Raw genomic sequence first — 16883 nt, forward strand, 5'->3', positions numbered from 1 at the left:
TAGTCTTGCCTCGGGTCGGCGCCGCCGAGCCGAGGCAAGCTCGTCATCACCTGCCGAGGAGTCCATGTGCGGTTCGGAATCACCCTGTTCACCAGTGACCGCGGCATCGCTCCGGCCGCCGCCGCCAGTGCCGCGGAGGCGGCCGGATTCGACGCGTTCTACGTGCCCGAGCACACCCATATTCCGGTCCGGCGCGACGCCGCACACCCCCAGACCGGCGACGAGACACTGCCCGACGACCGCTACATGCGCACGCTCGACCCGTGGGTCGCCCTGGCCACCGCAGCGTCCGTCACCACGACCATCACGCTCGGCACCGCGGTGGCGCTGCCCGTCGAGCACGATCCCATCACGCTGGCGAAGACCATCGCCTCCCTCGACCACCTCTCTGGCGGTCGCGTACGGCTGGGCGTCGGATTCGGCTGGAACATCGACGAGTTGACCGACCACGGGGTCCCGCCCGCGCGGCGGCGCACCATGCTGCGCGAATACCTCGAGGCCATGCGCGCGCTGTGGACGGATGAGGAAGCCGCCTACTCCGGCGAGTTCGTCGAGTTCGGCCCCAGCTGGGCCTGGCCCAAGCCGGTCCAGCCGCGGATCCCCACCGTCGTGGGCGCCGCCGGCAACGAGAAGAACTTCCGGTGGATCGCGCGCTCTGCCGACGGCTGGATGACGACGCCGATCGAGGACGCCATCGACGACGGCGTGGCCCAGCTCCAGCGGATCTGGCGCGATGCCGGACGCGACGGCGAACCCGAGGTCCTGGTGCTCGACCGCAAGCCGGACCTGGACAGGCTGGCGCGCTGGCGCGACCTCGGGGTCACCGAGGTTGTCTTCGGCCTGCCCGACGCGGAGGAGGGGAAGGCGCGTGGCTACCTCGAGCGCCTGGCGGCCACCCTCGAGCCGCTCCGCTCAGCCTCCAACCCAGCCTCGTCTCGGGCCTGACAGAAAAGCTGGGTGAATCGTGCGCATCGCATTGCTGTCCTATCGGAGCAAGCCCCATTGCGGCGGCCAGGGCGTTTACGTCCGGCATCTCTCACGCGAGCTCGCGGAGCTCGGCCATGAGGTGGAGGTCTTCTCCGGCCAGCCGTATCCAGACGTCGACCCGCGGGTGCGGCTGACCAAGGTGCCCAGCCTGGACCTGTACCGGGAGCCGGACCCGTTCCGCACGCCGCGACCCGGCGAGATCCGCGACGCCGTCGACGTGCTCGAGGTCGCGACGATGTGGACCGCCGGGTTCCCCGAGCCGCTGACGTTCAGCCTCCGCGTCGCGCGGATCCTCGCCCGCCGGCGCGCGGATTTCGATGTGGTCCATGACAACCAGTGCCTCGGCTACGGGTTGCTGGCCCTCCAGCGGTCCGGGCTGCCACTCGTCGCCACGATCCACCACCCCATCACCCGGGACCGGGACGTGGACCTGCAGGCGGCGCGCGGATGGCGACGACTGACCGTCCGGCGCTGGTACGGGTTCCTCGCCATGCAAGCACGCGTCGCCCGTCGGATCCCGACGCTGTTGACGGTGTCGAAGTCCTCCGAGGCGGACATCCGCGCCGCGTTCGCCGTCCCCGCGGGCCGGCTGCGGACCATCCCGCTCGGCGTGGACACGGAGGTCTTCGCGCCGCCCGCGAGCTCCCGCGTCGCGGGGCGGCTGATCTGCGTGGCCAGCGCGGACATGCCTCTCAAGGGAGTCGGCACGCTGCTGGAGGCGGTGGCCAAGCTGCGCACCGAACACGACGTGCAGCTGACGTTGGTCACGCGGCTCGCCCCAGGCGGGGCGACGGAGCGGCTGATCGACGCACTCGGCATCCGCGCCATCGTCCACACAGTGTCCGGCATCGACGACAGTGAGCTCGCCGCGCTCCTCGGATCCGCCGAGATCGCCTGTGTGCCCTCGCTATACGAGGGCTTCTCGCTGCCCGCCGTCGAGGCGATGTCTTGCGCCACCCCCCTCGTCGCGAGCGCGGCCGGCGCCATCCCCGAGGTCGTCGGAGCGGACGGCGCATGCGCCACACTGGTGCCGCCCGGCGACACCGAGCTGCTCGTCGCGGCCCTCGCCGAGTTGCTCGCCGACCCCGAGCGGCGGGACCGGATGGGCGCCCAGGGCCGGGCCCGGGTGCTGCGGGACTACAGCTGGGCCTCCGTCGCCGCCAAGACAGCCGAGGCGTACGCAGACACAATCGCGAGCAAGCACAGCTAGGAAATGGGAGGCCGACAGTGCTGACAATCGACTTCGATCGGCTGGGGGTACGCCCCGGCGACAAGGCCATCGACATCGGCTCCGGCAACGGCCGGCACGCCTTCGAGCTCTACCGGCGCGGTCTTGACGTCACCGCGCTGGATCAAAACGCCGAGGACATGACGGCGGCGGCCGAGATGTTCGCGGCCATGCGCTTGGAGGGCCAGGCACCCGCCGCCGCGACCGCCCGCGCCGAGGTGGGCGACGCGCTGGCGCTGCCGTTCCCCGACGCGTCCTTCGACGTGGTGATCATCTCCGAGGTGCTCGAGCACATCCACGACGACGAGCTCGCGATCTCGGAGGCCGCCCGGATCCTGAAGCCGGGCGGGGTGGCCGCGGTGACCGTCCCGCGCTGGCTGCCCGAGAAGCTCTGCTGGGCCCTGTCCGACGCCTATCACGAGGTCGAGGGCGGCCACATCCGCATCTACCGCGCCGACGAGCTGGCGGCCAAGCTCACCCGCGCCGGGCTATCGGTCGACCACCGCGACCACGCGCACGCGCTGCATGTCCCCTATTGGTGGCTCAAGTGCGCGGTGGGCGTCGACAACGACCAACACCCCCTGGTCCGCGCATACCACCGACTCCTGGTGTGGGACATGATGAAAGCCCCCCTCGCCACCCGCGCGCTCGACCGGGCCCTGAACCCCCTCATCGGCAAGAGCGTGGCCCTGTACCTGACCAAGGCCGAGGTCACCGTTGCCTCGCCCTAGCCTGTCCACGGGCCGGATCAGGTTGCCGGACGTCCCGGGAGTGCTGACCGCCAGCCAGGCCCGGGCGACGGGGCTGGCGATCGCCGCGATGCAGGAGCCCTCCGGCCAGATCCCGTGGTTCCCCGGCGGGCACACAGATCCGTGGGACCACGTCGAGTCCGCGATGGGCCTGACCGTCGCGGGGCTGGCGGATGAGGCGGAGGCCGCCTACTTATGGCTGCGCGCCACCCAGCGCGCCGACGGCTCGTGGCCGATGCAGTGGCGCGGCGGGACGGTCGAGAACCCGGACACCGACACCAACTTCTGCGCCTACCCGGCCGTCGGCGTCTGGCACCATCTCCTCGTCACCGGCCGGCGCGCCTTCGCCGAGCGCATGTGGCCGATGGTGCGCCGGGCGATCGATATGGCGCTGGAGATGCAGGCGCCCGCCGGCGAGTTCTATTGGGCCCGAGGCGCGGACGGGCAGCCTGTCCGCGAGGCCCTGCTGACCGGAAACTCCAGCATCCACCTGAGCCTGCACTGCGCGCTCCAGCTCGCCCGCGAGCTGGACGCGCCGCAGCCGGCCTGGGAGGTCGCGCTCGGCCGCCTGCGCCACGCGCTGCGCCGGCACCCGGAGGCCTTCTCCCCCAAGCCCGAGTTCTCCATGGACTGGTACTACCCGGTGCTCGGCGGGGCGGTGCGCGGGCGATCGGCCCAGGAACTGCTAGACCGGCGGTGGCGGGACTTCGTCGTCGACGGGTTGGGCATTCGCTGCGTCGACCACCAGCCGTGGGTCACCGGCGCCGAGACGTGCGAGTTGTCGCTGGCACTCACGGCGATCGGCGATACCCGCCGCGCGCGCGAGCTCCTCGCGGCGATGCAGCACCTCCGCGACCCCGACGGCGCGTATTGGACCGGGCTGGTGTTCACCGACGGCAAGCGCTGGCCGGTGGAGAAGAGCTCCTGGACGTCCGCGGTGATGCTGTTGGCCGCGGACGCGCTGTCCGGCGCCACCGCGGGGAGCGCCCTGTTCACCGATGCCGGCGTGGCCATCGAGGGCCACGCCGACCGCGATGTCGACTGCCGCGTGCCCTGCTACGCCGGCAGCGTCCCCGGCTGACCCGCGACCCGCTCGAGCACCCGCAGCGTGCCCGTCACCGAGACCTCTCGGAAGTCCCCGCAGCCCAGGGCCCGCCGATAGATCTCATAGGGCGGCCGGCCCCCGTCCGCCGGATCTGGGAACACGTCGTGGATCAGCAACGCGCCGCCGACCTCGAGCCACGGCGCCCAGCCCGTGAAGTCGTTCTCGGCCGCGGCCATGCTGTGGCCGCCGTCGATGAACAGCAGGGACAGCGGGGTGCGCCAGAATGCGGCCACCTGCGGGGAGCCCCCGATGACGGTGACCACGTGCCGCTCCAGCCCCGCGTCCACGAGCGTGCGCCGCAATCGGCCGGCAGTGTCGAGCAGTCCCGTGTGCGGATCCACCAGCGCGGTGTCGTGGTACTCCCAACCCGGCTGGTGCTCCTCCGAGCCGCGATGGTGGTCGACCGTGACGAGGGTGCCGCCCGCCGCCTTCGCCGCCGTGCCGAGGTAGACCGTGGAGCGACCGCAGTAGGTGCCGATCTCCACACCCACGCCCCGGCCCAGGTATCGAAGCGCGGCCTCCTGCAGCGCGAGGCCCTCGTCGTGCGGCATGAACCCTGGCGTCTCGTCGATGACCGCCAGCAGTTCAGGCGTCAGAATCTGTTCGGGGGTGTCGATCACGGGGCAGGCTCCTCCTGTTCGGCCGCCGCCGCCCTGGCCGCGGCCTTCTTGCGCTGGTGCAGCACCTTGCCGAACATCGAGTCGAAGGTGGTGCCCACCGGCCACCCCACATAGTGGCACAGGAAAATGGCGATCTCTCGAAGTTGGGCCTCGTCCAACTCGCCGTTCTCGAGCGCCGCACCCACCTGGATCTCCGCCACGTCGGTCATCCCCTGCGCGCTCAACGCGCCGAGGAGGAGCAGCCGGCGATCCCGCACACTCAGGCCCGGGCGGTTCCAGATATCGGCGAATAGATGGTCCACCGTGATCGCGAAGTGGTCCCCGGGCCCGTCCTGCACGTCGAAGCCGTAGACCTCCTTCATCCTGGCCAGACCACGAGCACGCGTGTCGTCAATCATGTTCTCTCCCTTGAGCTACCGGTGATTTCATGCTCTTCTGCGGCGCCAGCCGCCTGGGCGGCCCGTCCCGCGCCCACCCCGAGCCCCGCGCCCAGCCCGCCCAGGGCCAGCCGGGCGAGCGGCAGATCGACGCCCAGACGATCGCCCAGGCCCAGCGCCAACGTCAGGTCCTTCTCGCCGAGCTCGCGCACGTGGCGCAGGATCGGATACCAGTTGTCGTCCTCGGCCAGCGCCGCGGTGCTCTCGCGCAGCATGATCGCGCCCGGCCCGCCCGTGATCGCGTCCGAGTGCCGGACCACCTTGCCGAGCTCGGTGATATCGAGCCCAGCGGCCTCGGCCAGCCGTTGCGCCTCCGTCGTCGCGGTGAACGCGACGAAGTGCAATAGGTTGCGCGCCAGCTTCATCCGGGTGCCGGCGCCCACGGGTCCGGCGTGGACCACGAGGTCCGACCAGCAGCCGAAGGGCCCGGCGACGGCCTGGAATGCGGCCTCGTCGCCGCCGACCATCACCGCGAGCGAGCCCTTATGGGCCCCGCCGGCGCCGCCGCTGACGGGGGCGTCGACCAGGCCGACCCCCTGTCGCTCGCACAGCGCCGCCAGCTCCACCGCGGTGGCGTCGCTGATCGTCGAGTGCACGGCGATCACCGTGCCCGGGCCCGCGGTCTCGAGGATGCCGTCGGGGCCCGCCACGACCTCGCGGACCTGGTCGTCATCGAGCACGGTCACCGAGATGACCTGGGCCTGGCGCGCGAGCTCCGCCGGCGTCGCCGCCACCGCCGCGCCCTTGCGGGTGAACGGCTCCGTCGCCTCCGCGCGCGCGTCGCAGACGATCAGCCCGCCGGGCCAGTCCAGCAGCCGCTTCGCCATGGGCGCGCCCATGTTGCCGAGGCCGATGTAGCCGACCCGGACCGCGCCGTCCGTCTTCTCAGCCCCGCTCATGACCGGATGATCTGTCCGCCGTCGACATTGAAGATCTGCCCCGTGATCCACGCCGCCTCGTCCGAGAGCAGGAACAGGCACATGCCCACCAGGTCGTCGGGCGTGCCCATGCGCTGCAGTGGAATCTGCTTGACCATGTCCGCCACCATGTTCCCCGGCGTCACCGTGCGGGTGGCCTCCGTGTCGATGGGCCCGGGGGCGACGGCGTTGATGCGGATCTTCGAGCCCCCCAGCTCGCGCGAGAGCTGCTGGGTCAGCCCGTTCACGCCGACCTTCGCCAAGCCGTAGAAGCCCGAGTACAGCCAGGCCGCGGTCGAGGACTGGTTGACGATGGACCCGCCGCCCCCCTTGCTCATCGGCTTCCACACGGCGCGGGTGACGTTGAGGGCGCCGTCGAGGTTCACGGACATGAACTTCTTGTAGTAGTCCCAGGGCACCGTCAGCAGCAGGTCCAGCTTCATCTGCCCGTAGATCGCGGCGTTGTTCACCACGTGGTCGATGCTGCCGTAGGTCTCCATCGTGAAGGCGGCCAAGGCGGCGGCGGAGGCCTCGTCGGACACGTCCACCTCACAGAACACGGCCGCGCCGCCGTCGGCGACGATCTGCTTCGCCACCTGCCGGCCGCGCTCCGCGTTGAGGTCGGCCACCACGACATTGGCGCCCTCCCTGCCCAGCGCCCGCGCGTAGCCCTCGCCGATGCCCTGCGCGGCGCCGGTGACAATGGCGGTCTTGCCTTCGAAACGTCCCATGATGCGGATCTCCTCATGTCGGTGATGTGGGGGTGGTGTTGGTGCTGAATTGGCGGGTACGGGCACTAGCCCGGGTAGGCGACGAGCTTGGTCTCGAGGTACTCCTCGAAGCCCGCCACGCCCATCTCGCGGCCGATGCCGGACTGCTTATAGCCGCCGAACGGCGCGTCGGCGGCGTACCAGATGCCGCCGTTGACGCTCAGCGTCCCGGTGCGCACGCCATCGACGACGCGTTGCACACGGTCCGGGTCGGTGCCCCACACGGCCCCGGAGAGCCCGTAGGGGGAATCGTTGGCGATGCGGATGGCGTCGGCGTCGCCGTCGTGCGGCAGGATCACCAGCACGGGACCGAAGATCTCCTCGCGTGCCACCCGCGCGGAATTGTCCACTCCCGCAATCAAGGTGGGGTCAATGTAGTAGCCGCGCTCCCGTCCCTGAGTGCGGCCGCCGCCGCAGACGATGGTCCCGCCCTCGGCCACCGCCAGCTCCAGATAGGACTCCACCCGCGCCCGCTGCGTGGCGGAGATCAGCGGCCCGCAGATGGTTCCCGGATCGGCTGGGTCGCCGGGGCGCAGGCCGGCCATCGCCTTCGCCGTCGCCGCCACCGCCGCGTCGTACTGCTCTCGGGGCACCAGCAGCCGGGTGGTCAGCGCGCAGCCCTGCCCGGCATGGGTGGCCACGGTGAACGCGGCCATGCCGCAGGCCCCGGCCACATCGGTGTCGTCCAGCACGATGAAGGCGGACTTGCCGCCAAGCTCAAGAAACACCTTCTTCAGGGAGTCGGCCGCGGCCACCATGACCGCCTTGCCCGTCGCCGTCGAGCCGGTGAACGAGATCAGGTCCACCCGGGGGTCGGCGGAGAGCTGTGCACCCAGGCCGTGGTCGCTCGAGGTGACGATGTTGATCACGCCCGGCGGGAAGTCGGTCTCCTCGGCGATCACCTTCCCGACGAGCGCCGCGCACCAAGGGGTGTCCGGGGCCGGCTTGAGCACGACGGTGTTGCCCGCCGCGAGCGCGGGGCCGAGCTTGGCGAAGTTGATCTGGTGCGGAAAGTTCCACGGGGTGATCGCGCCGACGACGCCGATGCCCTCGCGGAACACCGTCCGGCGCGAGGGGATGCCCATAGGCCGGGCGACCCCCAGGCCGGTCTCCCACTGGTACGTCTCGGCGAGCCCCGCGAAGTAGCCGAGGTCCTCGATCGGCCCCTCCAGCTGGGGTCCGCGCAGGAAGAAGGCTGGTGCGCCGACCTCCGCGATGGTGATCTCCCGAAGCTCCTCGAGGTGCCCCTGCAGGGCGTCCCGCAACTGCCGCAGGCACCTGGCCCGCAGCGCGTGGTCACGCGACCAGTTGGTGTTGTCGAACGCGTCCCGCGCCGCGGCGATCGCGGCGTCCATGTCCTCTGCGGAGCCGTCCGCCGCATGCCCGAGGGTCTCCTCGGTCGCCGGGTTGATGATCGGGAAGGTCCTGCCTGACGCGCTGCTGGGCACCAGCTTGCCGTCGATCAGCAGCGCCGAACTTGTGGTGGGCCGGAGAGTCATCCGTCAGCCGTCCTTACATAGACATGTGTCTGGACTGTAGATCACCCTCCTGTCCATAGCAATGGTTTTTGCAATTGGACGTCAAACTAGACAGGAGTCTGGCCAGGTGTCGACAAGCGGGAAAATCCCGTCTACAGTCATCGGCATCGAGCTACTTTCGCCCACCGACGCACCTGCAGATCGCCAGCGTGCTTGCGAGGTAATACATGAGATTCGATACGCCGACGGACCAGCGGGCCACCAGCCCACAGCCCGTCACCCTGCATGATCCGGACGTCTATCTCGCCGGCATGCCCCACGACTTCTTCGCCGAGATCCGGCGCACCGCACCCGTCTATTGGCAGCCTGAGGAGGGTGGGTCCGGCTACTGGGCCGTCACCAAACACGCCGACGTCATCGCGGTCTCCCGCGACTCGGATACCTTCTCCAGCGCCGTCGGCACGTCCCAGCTGCCGGACTTCGACGAGGAAACGCGGCTGAAGCAGGCGGCGATGCTGATCAACCTCGACCCGCCCGAGCACACCCGCCAGCGACTGCTCGTCAGCCGCGGTTTCACCCCGCGGATGATCGCCCAACTCCAGGGCCGGATCCAGCAGATCTGCGACGACCTAGTCGATGACCTGCTCGAACACCCTCAGGTGGACTTCGTCGAGGCAGTCGCGTCGCCGCTGCCCCTGGCCGTGATCGCGGCGCTCCTCGGGGTGCCCGACGCGGACACCGCCAAGCTCTACGACTGGTCCAACCGGATGATCGGTTTCGACGATCCCGAGTTCCAGACCACCGAGTCCGACGGCGAGATGGCGGCGGCCGAGATCTTCCTCTACGCGAATGAGCTTGCCGCGCAACGGCGGGTAGCGCCGCAGGACGACATCATCACGAAGCTGATCCAGCCCGACGAGGACGGCCACGCCCTCACGGAGATGGAATTCAACATGTTCTTCGTGCTGCTGGTGATCGCCGGCAACGAGACCACCCGGAACACGGCCACCGGCGGCATGCTCGCGTTGATCGAGAACCCGGCGCAGTGGGATCGGCTGCGCGCGGATCCATCTCTGGCCGCGACCGCGGTGGAGGAGATCCTGCGCTGGGTCAGCCCCGTGATGAACTTCCGGCGCACCGCCACCCGGGACACCGTGATCGGGGAGCAACCCGTCAAAGCCGGCGACAAGGTGGTGATGTTCTATCCCAGCGCCAACTACGACGAGGACGTCTTCGCTGATCCCTTCTCCTTCGACATCGCGCGAGAACCTAACCCGCACTTGTCATTCGGCGGCGGTGGCGCGCACTTCTGCCTCGGCACCCACCTCGCGCGGATGGAGCTGACGGCCCTGTTCACGACCCTCGCGCGCCGCGTCGAGCGCGTGGAGCCGGTCGGTCCGATCCGGCGGCTGCGCTCGAACTTCATCAATGGCGTCAAGGAGATGCCGGTTCGCCTGCACCCGGCGCCCGCGCCACAGACCACCGCCACACCGATCACGGAGTAACGCGATGCCACAGACATCGATCGATCCCAGCCGGGCCGACACGCCCCTGCTGTTCAACCCCTATGACTACGGCTTCCACGACGACCCCTACCCCACCTATAAGCGCCTGCGCGCCGAGGCCCCCGCCTACCACAATCCCGAGCTGGGTTTCTGGGCGCTGTCCCGGCATGCCGACGTGCTCGCGGGGTTCCGGGACAAGGAGGGGCTCTCCAGCGCCAACGGTGTGTCCCTCGACCCCGCCGCCTATGGTCCGCACGCCCACAAGACGATGTCCTTCCTCGCAATGGACGACCCCCGGCACATCCGGATGCGCTCGCTGGTCTCACGCGGATTCAACCCCCGCCGGATCATGTCGATGCAGGCCCGCATCCTCGAGCTCACCCATGAGCACCTCGACCCGGCGCTGGCCGCGGGCGAGTTCGACTTCATCGCGGACTTCGCGGGAAAGCTGCCCATGGACGTGATCTCCGAGCTGATGGGGGTGCCGCCCGCCGACCGGGCCGAGATCCGCCGCCTGGCGGATCTCGTGGTGCACCGCGAGGACGAGGTCCTCGATGTGCCCGTCGCCTCGATCGAGGCCGCACTGCACCTGATCCAGTACTACAGCGACATGCTCAAGCTGCGCCGGGCCAATCCCGGCGAGGACCTCACGTCCGCGCTGGTCGACGCCGAGATCGACGGTGATCGGCTCACCGACGAGGAGATCATCGGCTTCATGTTCTTGATGGTCGTCGCCGGCAACGAGACCACCACCAAGCTGCTCGGCAACGCGATGTTCTGGGGCCATCACCACCCGGACCAGCTGGCGAAGCCCATGAAGGATCCCGGGCGGGTATCCGACTGGGTCGAGGAGACCCTGCGCTTCGACACCTCCAGCCAGATGGTCGCCCGCACCTCGACCAGGGAGCTGGCCTACGGCGATATCGTCATCCCCCCGGGTGAGAAGGTCCTCCTGCTCGTCGGCTCGGCAAACCGCGACGAGCGGGTCTTCGCCAACCCCGAAACGTACGACATCGGGCGCGAGGGCATGGAGAATCTGGCCAGCTTCGGCCTCGGGACCCACTACTGCCTCGGCGCGCACCTGGCCCGGCTCGAGGCCAACATCGTGCTCGCCGAGTTCGTCAAGGCCGTCCGGTCCTTCGAGATCGACGAGGCCGCCTCCGAACGCGTCCATTCCACCAACGTTCGCGGTTTCGCGACCATGCCCATGAGAGTGCAGGTGCGGTGACATGTCCCGCTTCGACCCCCACCCCCAGCGCCGCCCCGCGCTGATCAGCGGCGCCTCCTCCGGGATCGGCACCGCCACCGCGTTCGCGCTGGCCGAGCTCGGGCACCCGGTGGCGCTCGGCGCACGCCGTGTGGACGAGTGCGAGGCCATCGCCGAGAAGATCCGGCAGAACGGCGGCGAGGCCTTCGCCGGGCACCTCGATGTCACCGACACCGCCTCGGTGGACGCCTTCACCACCGCGGCGGAGGACGCGCTCGGCCCCCTGGAGATCCTCGTCTCCGGGGCCGGGGACCTGCGCGTGGGCCGGGTCCATGAGATGGACCCGGACACCTTCCTCGCCCAGCTGAACGTGCATCTGGCGGGCGCGCAGCGTCTGATCGCCCGCCTGGTCCCACACATGATCGGCCGCCAGCGCGGGGATGTCGTGCTCATCGGCTCCGACGTCGTCGCGGCGCCGCGACCGCGCTCCGGCGCCTATGTTGCGGCGAAGAGCGGGCTCGAGGCCATGGCCGAGCAGATGCGGATGGAGCTGGAGGGCACGGGCGTGCGCACCTCGGTGGTCCGCCCGGGCGCCACCCAGACGTCGATGGGCATGGACATGTCCGCAGAGGACGCCGGCCCCCTGCTTGAGGACTGGATCAAGTGGGGCTTCGCGCGGCACCCCTATTTCCTGCGCGCGGCCGATATCGCCGCCGCCATCACCACCACCGTCTCGACGCCGCGAGGGGCCCACGTGACCTTGATCGAGGTCCAGCCGGAGGCGCCACTGATCGACCCAGCAGCACCGTCACGGGAGGCATGAGAAATGACCACACAGATCACCAAACCGCCGCGGGTGTCCGGCGGCGAGGACGAGCACGGGCACCTCGAGGAGTTGCGCACCGACCCGATCGCGCTGATGCGCCGGGTCCGCGAGGAATGCGGCGATGTCGGCGTCTTCGACCTGGCAGGTCGGGACGTGGTGCTGCTCTCGGGATCCCAGGCGAACGAGTTCTTCTTCATGTCCTCGGATGAGGCTCTCGACCAGGGCGCCGCGTATCCGTTCATGAAGCCGATCTTCGGCGACGGCGTGGTCTTCGACGCCAGCCCCGAGCGTCGCCGCGAGATGCTGCGCAACCAATCGCTGCGCGGCGAGCACATGAAGGGCCACGCCGTCACGATCGCGAACGAGGTCGCGCGGGCGGTGGCCGATTGGGGCGACGAGGGCGAGATCGACCTGTTGGACTTCTTCGCCGAGCTGACGATTTACACCTCGTCCGCGTGCCTGATCGGGCAGAAGTTCCGGGAGGAGCTCGACGGCCGCTTCGCCCGGCTGTACCACGATCTCGAGAAGGGCACGGACGCACTGGCTTTCGTCGACCCCTACCTGCCGATCGAGAGCTTCAAGCGTCGGGACGAGGCCCGGGCCGGGCTCGTCGAGCTGGTCCAGGAGAGCATGCACAAGCGGCTCGCGAACCCGCCCACGGACAAGGACGACCGCGACATGCTCGACGTCCTGGTCTCCATCCCCGGTGATGACGGCAAGCCCCGGTTCTCCGCAGACGAGATCACCGGCATGTTCATCTCGATGATGTTCGCCGGCCACCACACCACCTCCGGCACCGCCGCGTGGACGCTCATCGAGCTGCTGCGCCATCCGGACATCATGACGCAGGTTGTCGAGGAGCTGGACACCCTCTACTCCGACGGGTCGGAGATCAGCTTCGGCGCCCTGCGCCAGATCCCGCTGCTCGAGTCCACCATCAAAGAGACCCTCCGGCTGCACCCGCCGCTGATCATCCTGCTACGCGTCGCGCACGACGATTTTGAGGTGGGCGGCCACGAGATCGCCAAGAACGACCTGGTGGCGGCGACGCCAGCGATCTCGAACCGCATCCCCGAGGACTTCCCGGACCCCGACGCCTTCGACCCCGGGCGGTATATCTCGCCCCGCCAGGAGGACCTGCTCAACAGGTGGACGTGGATCCCGTTCGGCGCCGGCCGACATCGCTGCGTCGGCGCGCAGTTCGCCACGATGCAGCTGAAAGCGATCTTCTCAGCCTTATTGCAGGACTTCACCTTTGAGATGTCGCAGCCCTCGGACTCCTACCGCAACGACCACAGCAAGATGGTTGTGCAGCTCCAGCAACCGTGCCAGGTGCGCTACCGCCGCCGAGCAGGGCGATGAAGATCCACGTAGACCTCGAGCTGTGCCAGGGCCACGCCATGTGCGAGATGGAGGCGCCCGACGTCTTCCACGTCCCCCGGCACGGCAAGGTCCAGCTCCGCACCGAGCACCCCACCCCAGAGCAGCTCGCCGATGTCGAGCGCGCGGTGGCCTATTGCCCCACCCAAGCACTAAGACTCGAGAACCTGCCCAGCGAAACCAACCCTGCCCCTGGAGGCAAGCCATGACCGGATATGACCGCGCCGAGTTGGACGAGATGGTCCAGAACTGGCTCGATGCCAACCTCAAATGCGAGGCCGCCAACGACTGGAAGCCGCTGGCCGAGATGTACACGGCCGATGCCACCTACGGCTGGAACTACGGGCCCACCGAGGACTTCATGGCGATCGGCCGCGAGGAGATCCGCGATCTCGCACTGGGCCAGGAGATGCTCGGGTTGGAGGGTTGGCAGTACCCGTACCAAGAGGTCATCATCGACCACGTCTCCGGCACCGTGATGGGGCTGTGGAAGCAGGTCGCCGACGCCACACGGCCCGACGGCTCCCACTACGAGGTGCACGGCTTCGGCGGCAGCTGGTTCCGGTACGCCGGCAACGGCCAGTGGTCCTGGCACCGAGACTTCTTCGACTTCGGGAACGTCTCCGCCCTGTTCATCGAGATGATGACGGACAAGACGCTGTCGGCCGGGATGCATAAGCGCATCGAGCGCGCGATGTCGGGCGAGAAGCTGCCCGGCTACTATCCGCTCGGCAAGACACCCGTGGCGCTCTGGTGACGGCCCTGTCCCGCACCGATCTCGCGGTGCTGGTCCCCGAGCTGTTGCTGGCCGGGCACCTCATCGACCGTGCCGCGATGCCCCACGTGCTGGCGCAACTGGGCCGCGAGGGCATGACCGCGGTGGCCATCGAGGAATGGCTCGCCGCCAGCCCCGTCTACACCAAGCGCATGCAGCGCGCGCTGCGCTTCGAGGGCGACGGGGTGGAGACCATCTTCAAGGGCATGCAGATCGACATCGGCGCCCCGCCGCAGTTCATGGATTTCCGCTACGAGGTCTTCGACCACGACCACGGCCAGTTCCACTTGGACCACTGTGGCGCACTGCTCGACGTCGAGCAGATGGGGCCCGAGTACGTCACCGCGATGTGCCACGACATCGAGGATCCGACGTTCGACGGCACCGCGACCGCGACCAACCCGCGGGCGCAATGTCGTCCGATCCACCGCCCGCCTCGCACGCCGGCGGACCGCTCCCCGCACTGCGCGTGGACGGTGTCCATCGACGCTGACAACCCGCCCGCCCCCTATCCGCGCTTCGCGGAGGAGCTGGGCCGATCCGCCGCCGCGACAATGGTTCTCGGCGACATCGATCCCGCCGAGGACGGCCGGGCGGACTACTCCGGCCCGTTGCTGGCGGACCTGCAGTGGGGCGAGTGGTCCGGGTCGGCGCTCGCCCGGATGGCGGCCGAGATTTGCCTGCAGGGCCATCTGCTCGCGCTGGGCGCCGCCATGGCCCTGGGCGCGCGGCTGGAGCCAGACGTCGTCCGCGACGTGCTGCGCCGCCAATTTGCCGGCACCGCCGGCATCGCGTCGGAACGGCTGTGCCGGGCTTTGCGTTTGCCACCCACCGTCGACGGCCTCGTCGCGCTGCTCGCGATCCATCCGGCACTGGCCCCCGCGGCTTACACCGGCATCACGGTCCAGCCGGGGCCGCAGCCCATCATCGTGTTGCCGAAGCGCTCGGCCGCGATGGCGGACGGATCCTGGCCCGCCCTCATCGACGGCGACCACCTGGGGCCGCTCAACGCGCTGGTCCGCGGGGTCGACCCGCACTTCTCCGTGCGGGTCGAAGCCGAGGATGACGAGTCCCTGCGGGTACAGGTGCACACGGAACTGACACCGCACCGCGAGTCCGACGATGTGGCGCTCACCCGGTTCAGCGGCGGCGCGGCCTTCGACTTCAACGACCGCGGGCCGTCCCTGCCCCTGCACGTCATCTAGACCCACCGCACGTGATTCTCGCCCCCTAGCCCGACCGATCCGAGGAGGTCCCTGTGCAGATCACGCAGTCTGCTGTGGTCCGGGGCATCGGCGGCTTCTTCGCGATGTCGCTGGACACGATGCGCTTCACGTTCTCGCGGCCGGTCCAGGTGCGAGAGTTCTTCGACCAGTCCTGGTTTATCGCCCGGGTCTCCACCATTCCGACGATGCTGGTCGCCCTCCCGTTCACCGTCCTCGTCACGTTCATCCTGAACATCCTGCTGCGAGAGATCGGCGCGACCGACCTCAGTGGCGCGGGGGCGGCACTCGGCGCCATCACCCAGATCGGCCCCATGGTCACGGTGCTGATCGTGGCCGGCGCCGGGGCCACCGCGATCTGCGCGGACCTCGGCGCGCGCACGATTCGCGAGGAGATCGACGCCATGTCCGTCCTGGGCATCGACCCGGTGCGCCGGCTCGTCGTGCCCCGGGTGTGGGCGTCGATGTTCGTCGCCCTGCTGCTCAACGGCCTCGTCTGCGTCATCGGCATCCTCGGCGGGTTCGTTTTCTCGGTGTTCTTGCAGGGCGCGAACCCCGGCGCGTTCATCAGCCAGATCACCCTGCTCACCGGCCTCGGCGACCTCGTGATCTCGGAGATCAAGGCGGGCATGTTCGGGCTGTTGGCGGGATTGGTCGCCTGCTATCGCGGATTGTCGGTGCACGGCGGACCTAAGAGCGTGGGGGAAGCGGTGAACGAGACCGTCGTCTACGCGTTCATGGGGCTGTTCGTCATCAATGTGATCGTCACGGCGGTCGGTATCAAGGCAACGGCGGGCTGACCGATGGCGGTGACCACGACGGGAAGACTCGCGACCACGGGAAAGTTCTTCCGCACACGACGCCTGGCGGCCCGGTCGTCCGCCGCCGCGGACGAGATCGGCGACAAGGCGATCTTCTTCTGGCACGCCATCCGCTTCATGCCGTACGCCATCCGGCGCCACAAGAAGGAGACCATCCGGCTCATCGCCGAGATCGCCATGGGGACAGGCGGTCTCGCCGTCATCGGCGGCACGGTCGTGATCGTCTCCTTTCTCACCCTCTTCGCCGGAGGCACCATCGCCGTGCAGGGCTACAGCTCCCTCGGCAATATCGGGGTCGAGGCGCTGACCGGCTTCCTCTCCGCCTTCATCAACGTCCGGATCGGCGCGCCGGTGATCGCCGGGATCGGCCTGGCGGCCACCATCGGCGCCGGGTCCACGGCACAGCTGGGCGCGATGCGGGTCAGCGAGGAGATCGACGCCCTCGAGGCCATGTCCATCGCCTCGATCCCCTATCTCGTCAGCACCCGGCTCGTCGCGGGCCTGGTCACCATCGTCCCCTTGTACTCCCTGGCCGTGGTCGCGTCATTTGCGGCCAGCCGGTTCGCCACCGTCACCTTGTACGGGCAATCGGCCGGGGTGTACGACCACTACTTCAACACCTTCTTGTCCCCGTCCGACATCCTGTGGTCGTTCGGGCAGGCCATTGTCATGGCCGCCACGGTGATGCTCATCCACACCTACTACGGATACACCGCGGCGGGCGGTCCGGCCGGAGTCGGCCGCGCCGTCGGCTATGCGGTGCGCGCGTCCCTGGTGGCGGTCGTGTCGGTGACGCTGGTGATGTCCCTGGCCATCTATGGCTCCTCCGGCGACTTCCACCTCTCGGGCTAGGGG

18 protein-coding genes are annotated in these 16883 nt (G+C 69.2%); 13 read left to right on the forward strand and 5 right to left on the reverse strand.

Annotated elements, in window-relative coordinates:
• The first annotated feature begins 66 nt into the window (after positions 1-66).
• The 4 genes from TBIF_RS11070 to TBIF_RS11085 are packed head-to-tail and all read left to right on the forward strand — an operon-like array spanning position 67 to position 4045.
• A complete protein-coding gene (locus tag TBIF_RS11070; protein ID WP_024794865.1) occupies positions 67-945 on the forward strand; it encodes an LLM class F420-dependent oxidoreductase in 879 nt (292 codons plus the stop codon).
• A 19-nt stretch (positions 946-964) separates the two neighbouring features.
• On the forward strand, positions 965-2197 hold the full coding sequence (locus tag TBIF_RS11075; RefSeq protein WP_024794866.1) for a glycosyltransferase family 4 protein: 1233 nt from the start codon (positions 965-967) through the stop codon (positions 2195-2197).
• A 17-nt stretch (positions 2198-2214) separates the two neighbouring features.
• Positions 2215-2946, forward strand: a complete 732-nt coding sequence (locus tag TBIF_RS11080) for a class I SAM-dependent methyltransferase (protein WP_024794867.1) — start codon at positions 2215-2217, stop codon at positions 2944-2946.
• Positions 2933-4045, forward strand: a complete 1113-nt coding sequence (locus TBIF_RS11085) for a prenyltransferase (protein ID WP_235174668.1) — start codon at positions 2933-2935, stop codon at positions 4043-4045. The genes TBIF_RS11080 and TBIF_RS11085 overlap by 14 nt, the downstream gene beginning before the upstream one ends.
• Here TBIF_RS11085 and TBIF_RS11090 read toward each other — a convergent pair.
• From TBIF_RS11090 to TBIF_RS11110, 5 genes are all read right to left on the reverse strand, one after another.
• The gene (locus TBIF_RS11090) at positions 4021-4620 is read right to left on the reverse strand and encodes a class I SAM-dependent methyltransferase (protein WP_051461487.1); all 600 of its coding nucleotides are present in this window, start codon (positions 4618-4620) and stop codon (positions 4021-4023) included. The two genes, TBIF_RS11085 and TBIF_RS11090, sit on opposite strands and share 25 nt — an antisense overlap.
• Positions 4621-4685: 65 nt before the next feature.
• Entirely contained in the window at positions 4686-5087 is a 402-nt protein-coding gene (locus TBIF_RS11095; protein WP_024794870.1) for a carboxymuconolactone decarboxylase family protein, read from the reverse strand.
• On the reverse strand, positions 5084-6025 hold the full coding sequence (locus tag TBIF_RS11100; RefSeq protein WP_024794871.1) for an NAD(P)-dependent oxidoreductase: 942 nt from the start codon (positions 6023-6025) through the stop codon (positions 5084-5086). Before TBIF_RS11100 ends, TBIF_RS11095 begins: the two co-directional genes overlap by 4 nt.
• A complete protein-coding gene (locus tag TBIF_RS11105; RefSeq protein ID WP_024794872.1) occupies positions 6022-6774 on the reverse strand; it encodes an SDR family oxidoreductase in 753 nt (250 codons plus the stop codon). Before TBIF_RS11105 ends, TBIF_RS11100 begins: the two co-directional genes overlap by 4 nt.
• A 65-nt stretch (positions 6775-6839) precedes the next feature.
• Entirely contained in the window at positions 6840-8312 is a 1473-nt protein-coding gene (locus TBIF_RS11110) for an aldehyde dehydrogenase (RefSeq protein ID WP_024794873.1), read from the reverse strand.
• A 206-nt stretch (positions 8313-8518) separates the two neighbouring features.
• Between TBIF_RS11110 and TBIF_RS11115 the strand changes: the two genes are divergently transcribed.
• The 9 genes from TBIF_RS11115 (at position 8519) to TBIF_RS11155 (ending at position 16880) form a co-directional block, all read left to right on the forward strand.
• Entirely contained in the window at positions 8519-9796 is a 1278-nt protein-coding gene (locus tag TBIF_RS11115; RefSeq protein WP_024794874.1) for a cytochrome P450, read from the forward strand.
• A gap of 4 nt (positions 9797-9800) precedes the next feature.
• Entirely contained in the window at positions 9801-11024 is a 1224-nt protein-coding gene (locus TBIF_RS11120; protein WP_024794875.1) for a cytochrome P450, read from the forward strand.
• Between the two features lies 1 nt (position 11025).
• Positions 11026-11826, forward strand: coding sequence for an SDR family oxidoreductase (locus TBIF_RS11125; protein WP_024794876.1), 801 nt, complete (start codon positions 11026-11028; stop codon positions 11824-11826).
• 3 nt (positions 11827-11829) lie between these two features.
• Positions 11830-13191 (forward strand): lanosterol 14-alpha demethylase, encoded by a 1362-nt coding sequence (gene cyp51 / locus TBIF_RS11130; protein WP_024794877.1) that lies wholly within the window; start codon positions 11830-11832, stop codon positions 13189-13191.
• Positions 13188-13418 (forward strand): ferredoxin, encoded by a 231-nt coding sequence (locus tag TBIF_RS11135; RefSeq protein ID WP_024794878.1) that lies wholly within the window; start codon positions 13188-13190, stop codon positions 13416-13418. Before cyp51 ends, TBIF_RS11135 begins: the two co-directional genes overlap by 4 nt.
• Positions 13415-13966, forward strand: coding sequence for a Cif family virulence factor (locus tag TBIF_RS11140; protein WP_024794879.1), 552 nt, complete (start codon positions 13415-13417; stop codon positions 13964-13966). The genes TBIF_RS11135 and TBIF_RS11140 overlap by 4 nt, the downstream gene beginning before the upstream one ends.
• Positions 13963-15189, forward strand: coding sequence for a hypothetical protein (locus TBIF_RS11145; RefSeq protein WP_024794880.1), 1227 nt, complete (start codon positions 13963-13965; stop codon positions 15187-15189). The genes TBIF_RS11140 and TBIF_RS11145 overlap by 4 nt, the downstream gene beginning before the upstream one ends.
• Before the next feature lie 104 nt (positions 15190-15293).
• A complete protein-coding gene (locus TBIF_RS11150; protein WP_051461488.1) occupies positions 15294-16007 on the forward strand; it encodes an MlaE family ABC transporter permease in 714 nt (237 codons plus the stop codon).
• A gap of 3 nt (positions 16008-16010) precedes the next feature.
• Positions 16011-16880, forward strand: coding sequence for an MlaE family ABC transporter permease (locus TBIF_RS11155; RefSeq protein ID WP_024794882.1), 870 nt, complete (start codon positions 16011-16013; stop codon positions 16878-16880).
• Positions 16881-16883: the final 3 nt, after the last annotated feature.

The organism is Tomitella biformata AHU 1821, assembly GCF_000524475.1.
Classification (GTDB): Bacteria; Actinomycetota; Actinomycetes; order Mycobacteriales; family Mycobacteriaceae; genus Tomitella; species Tomitella biformata.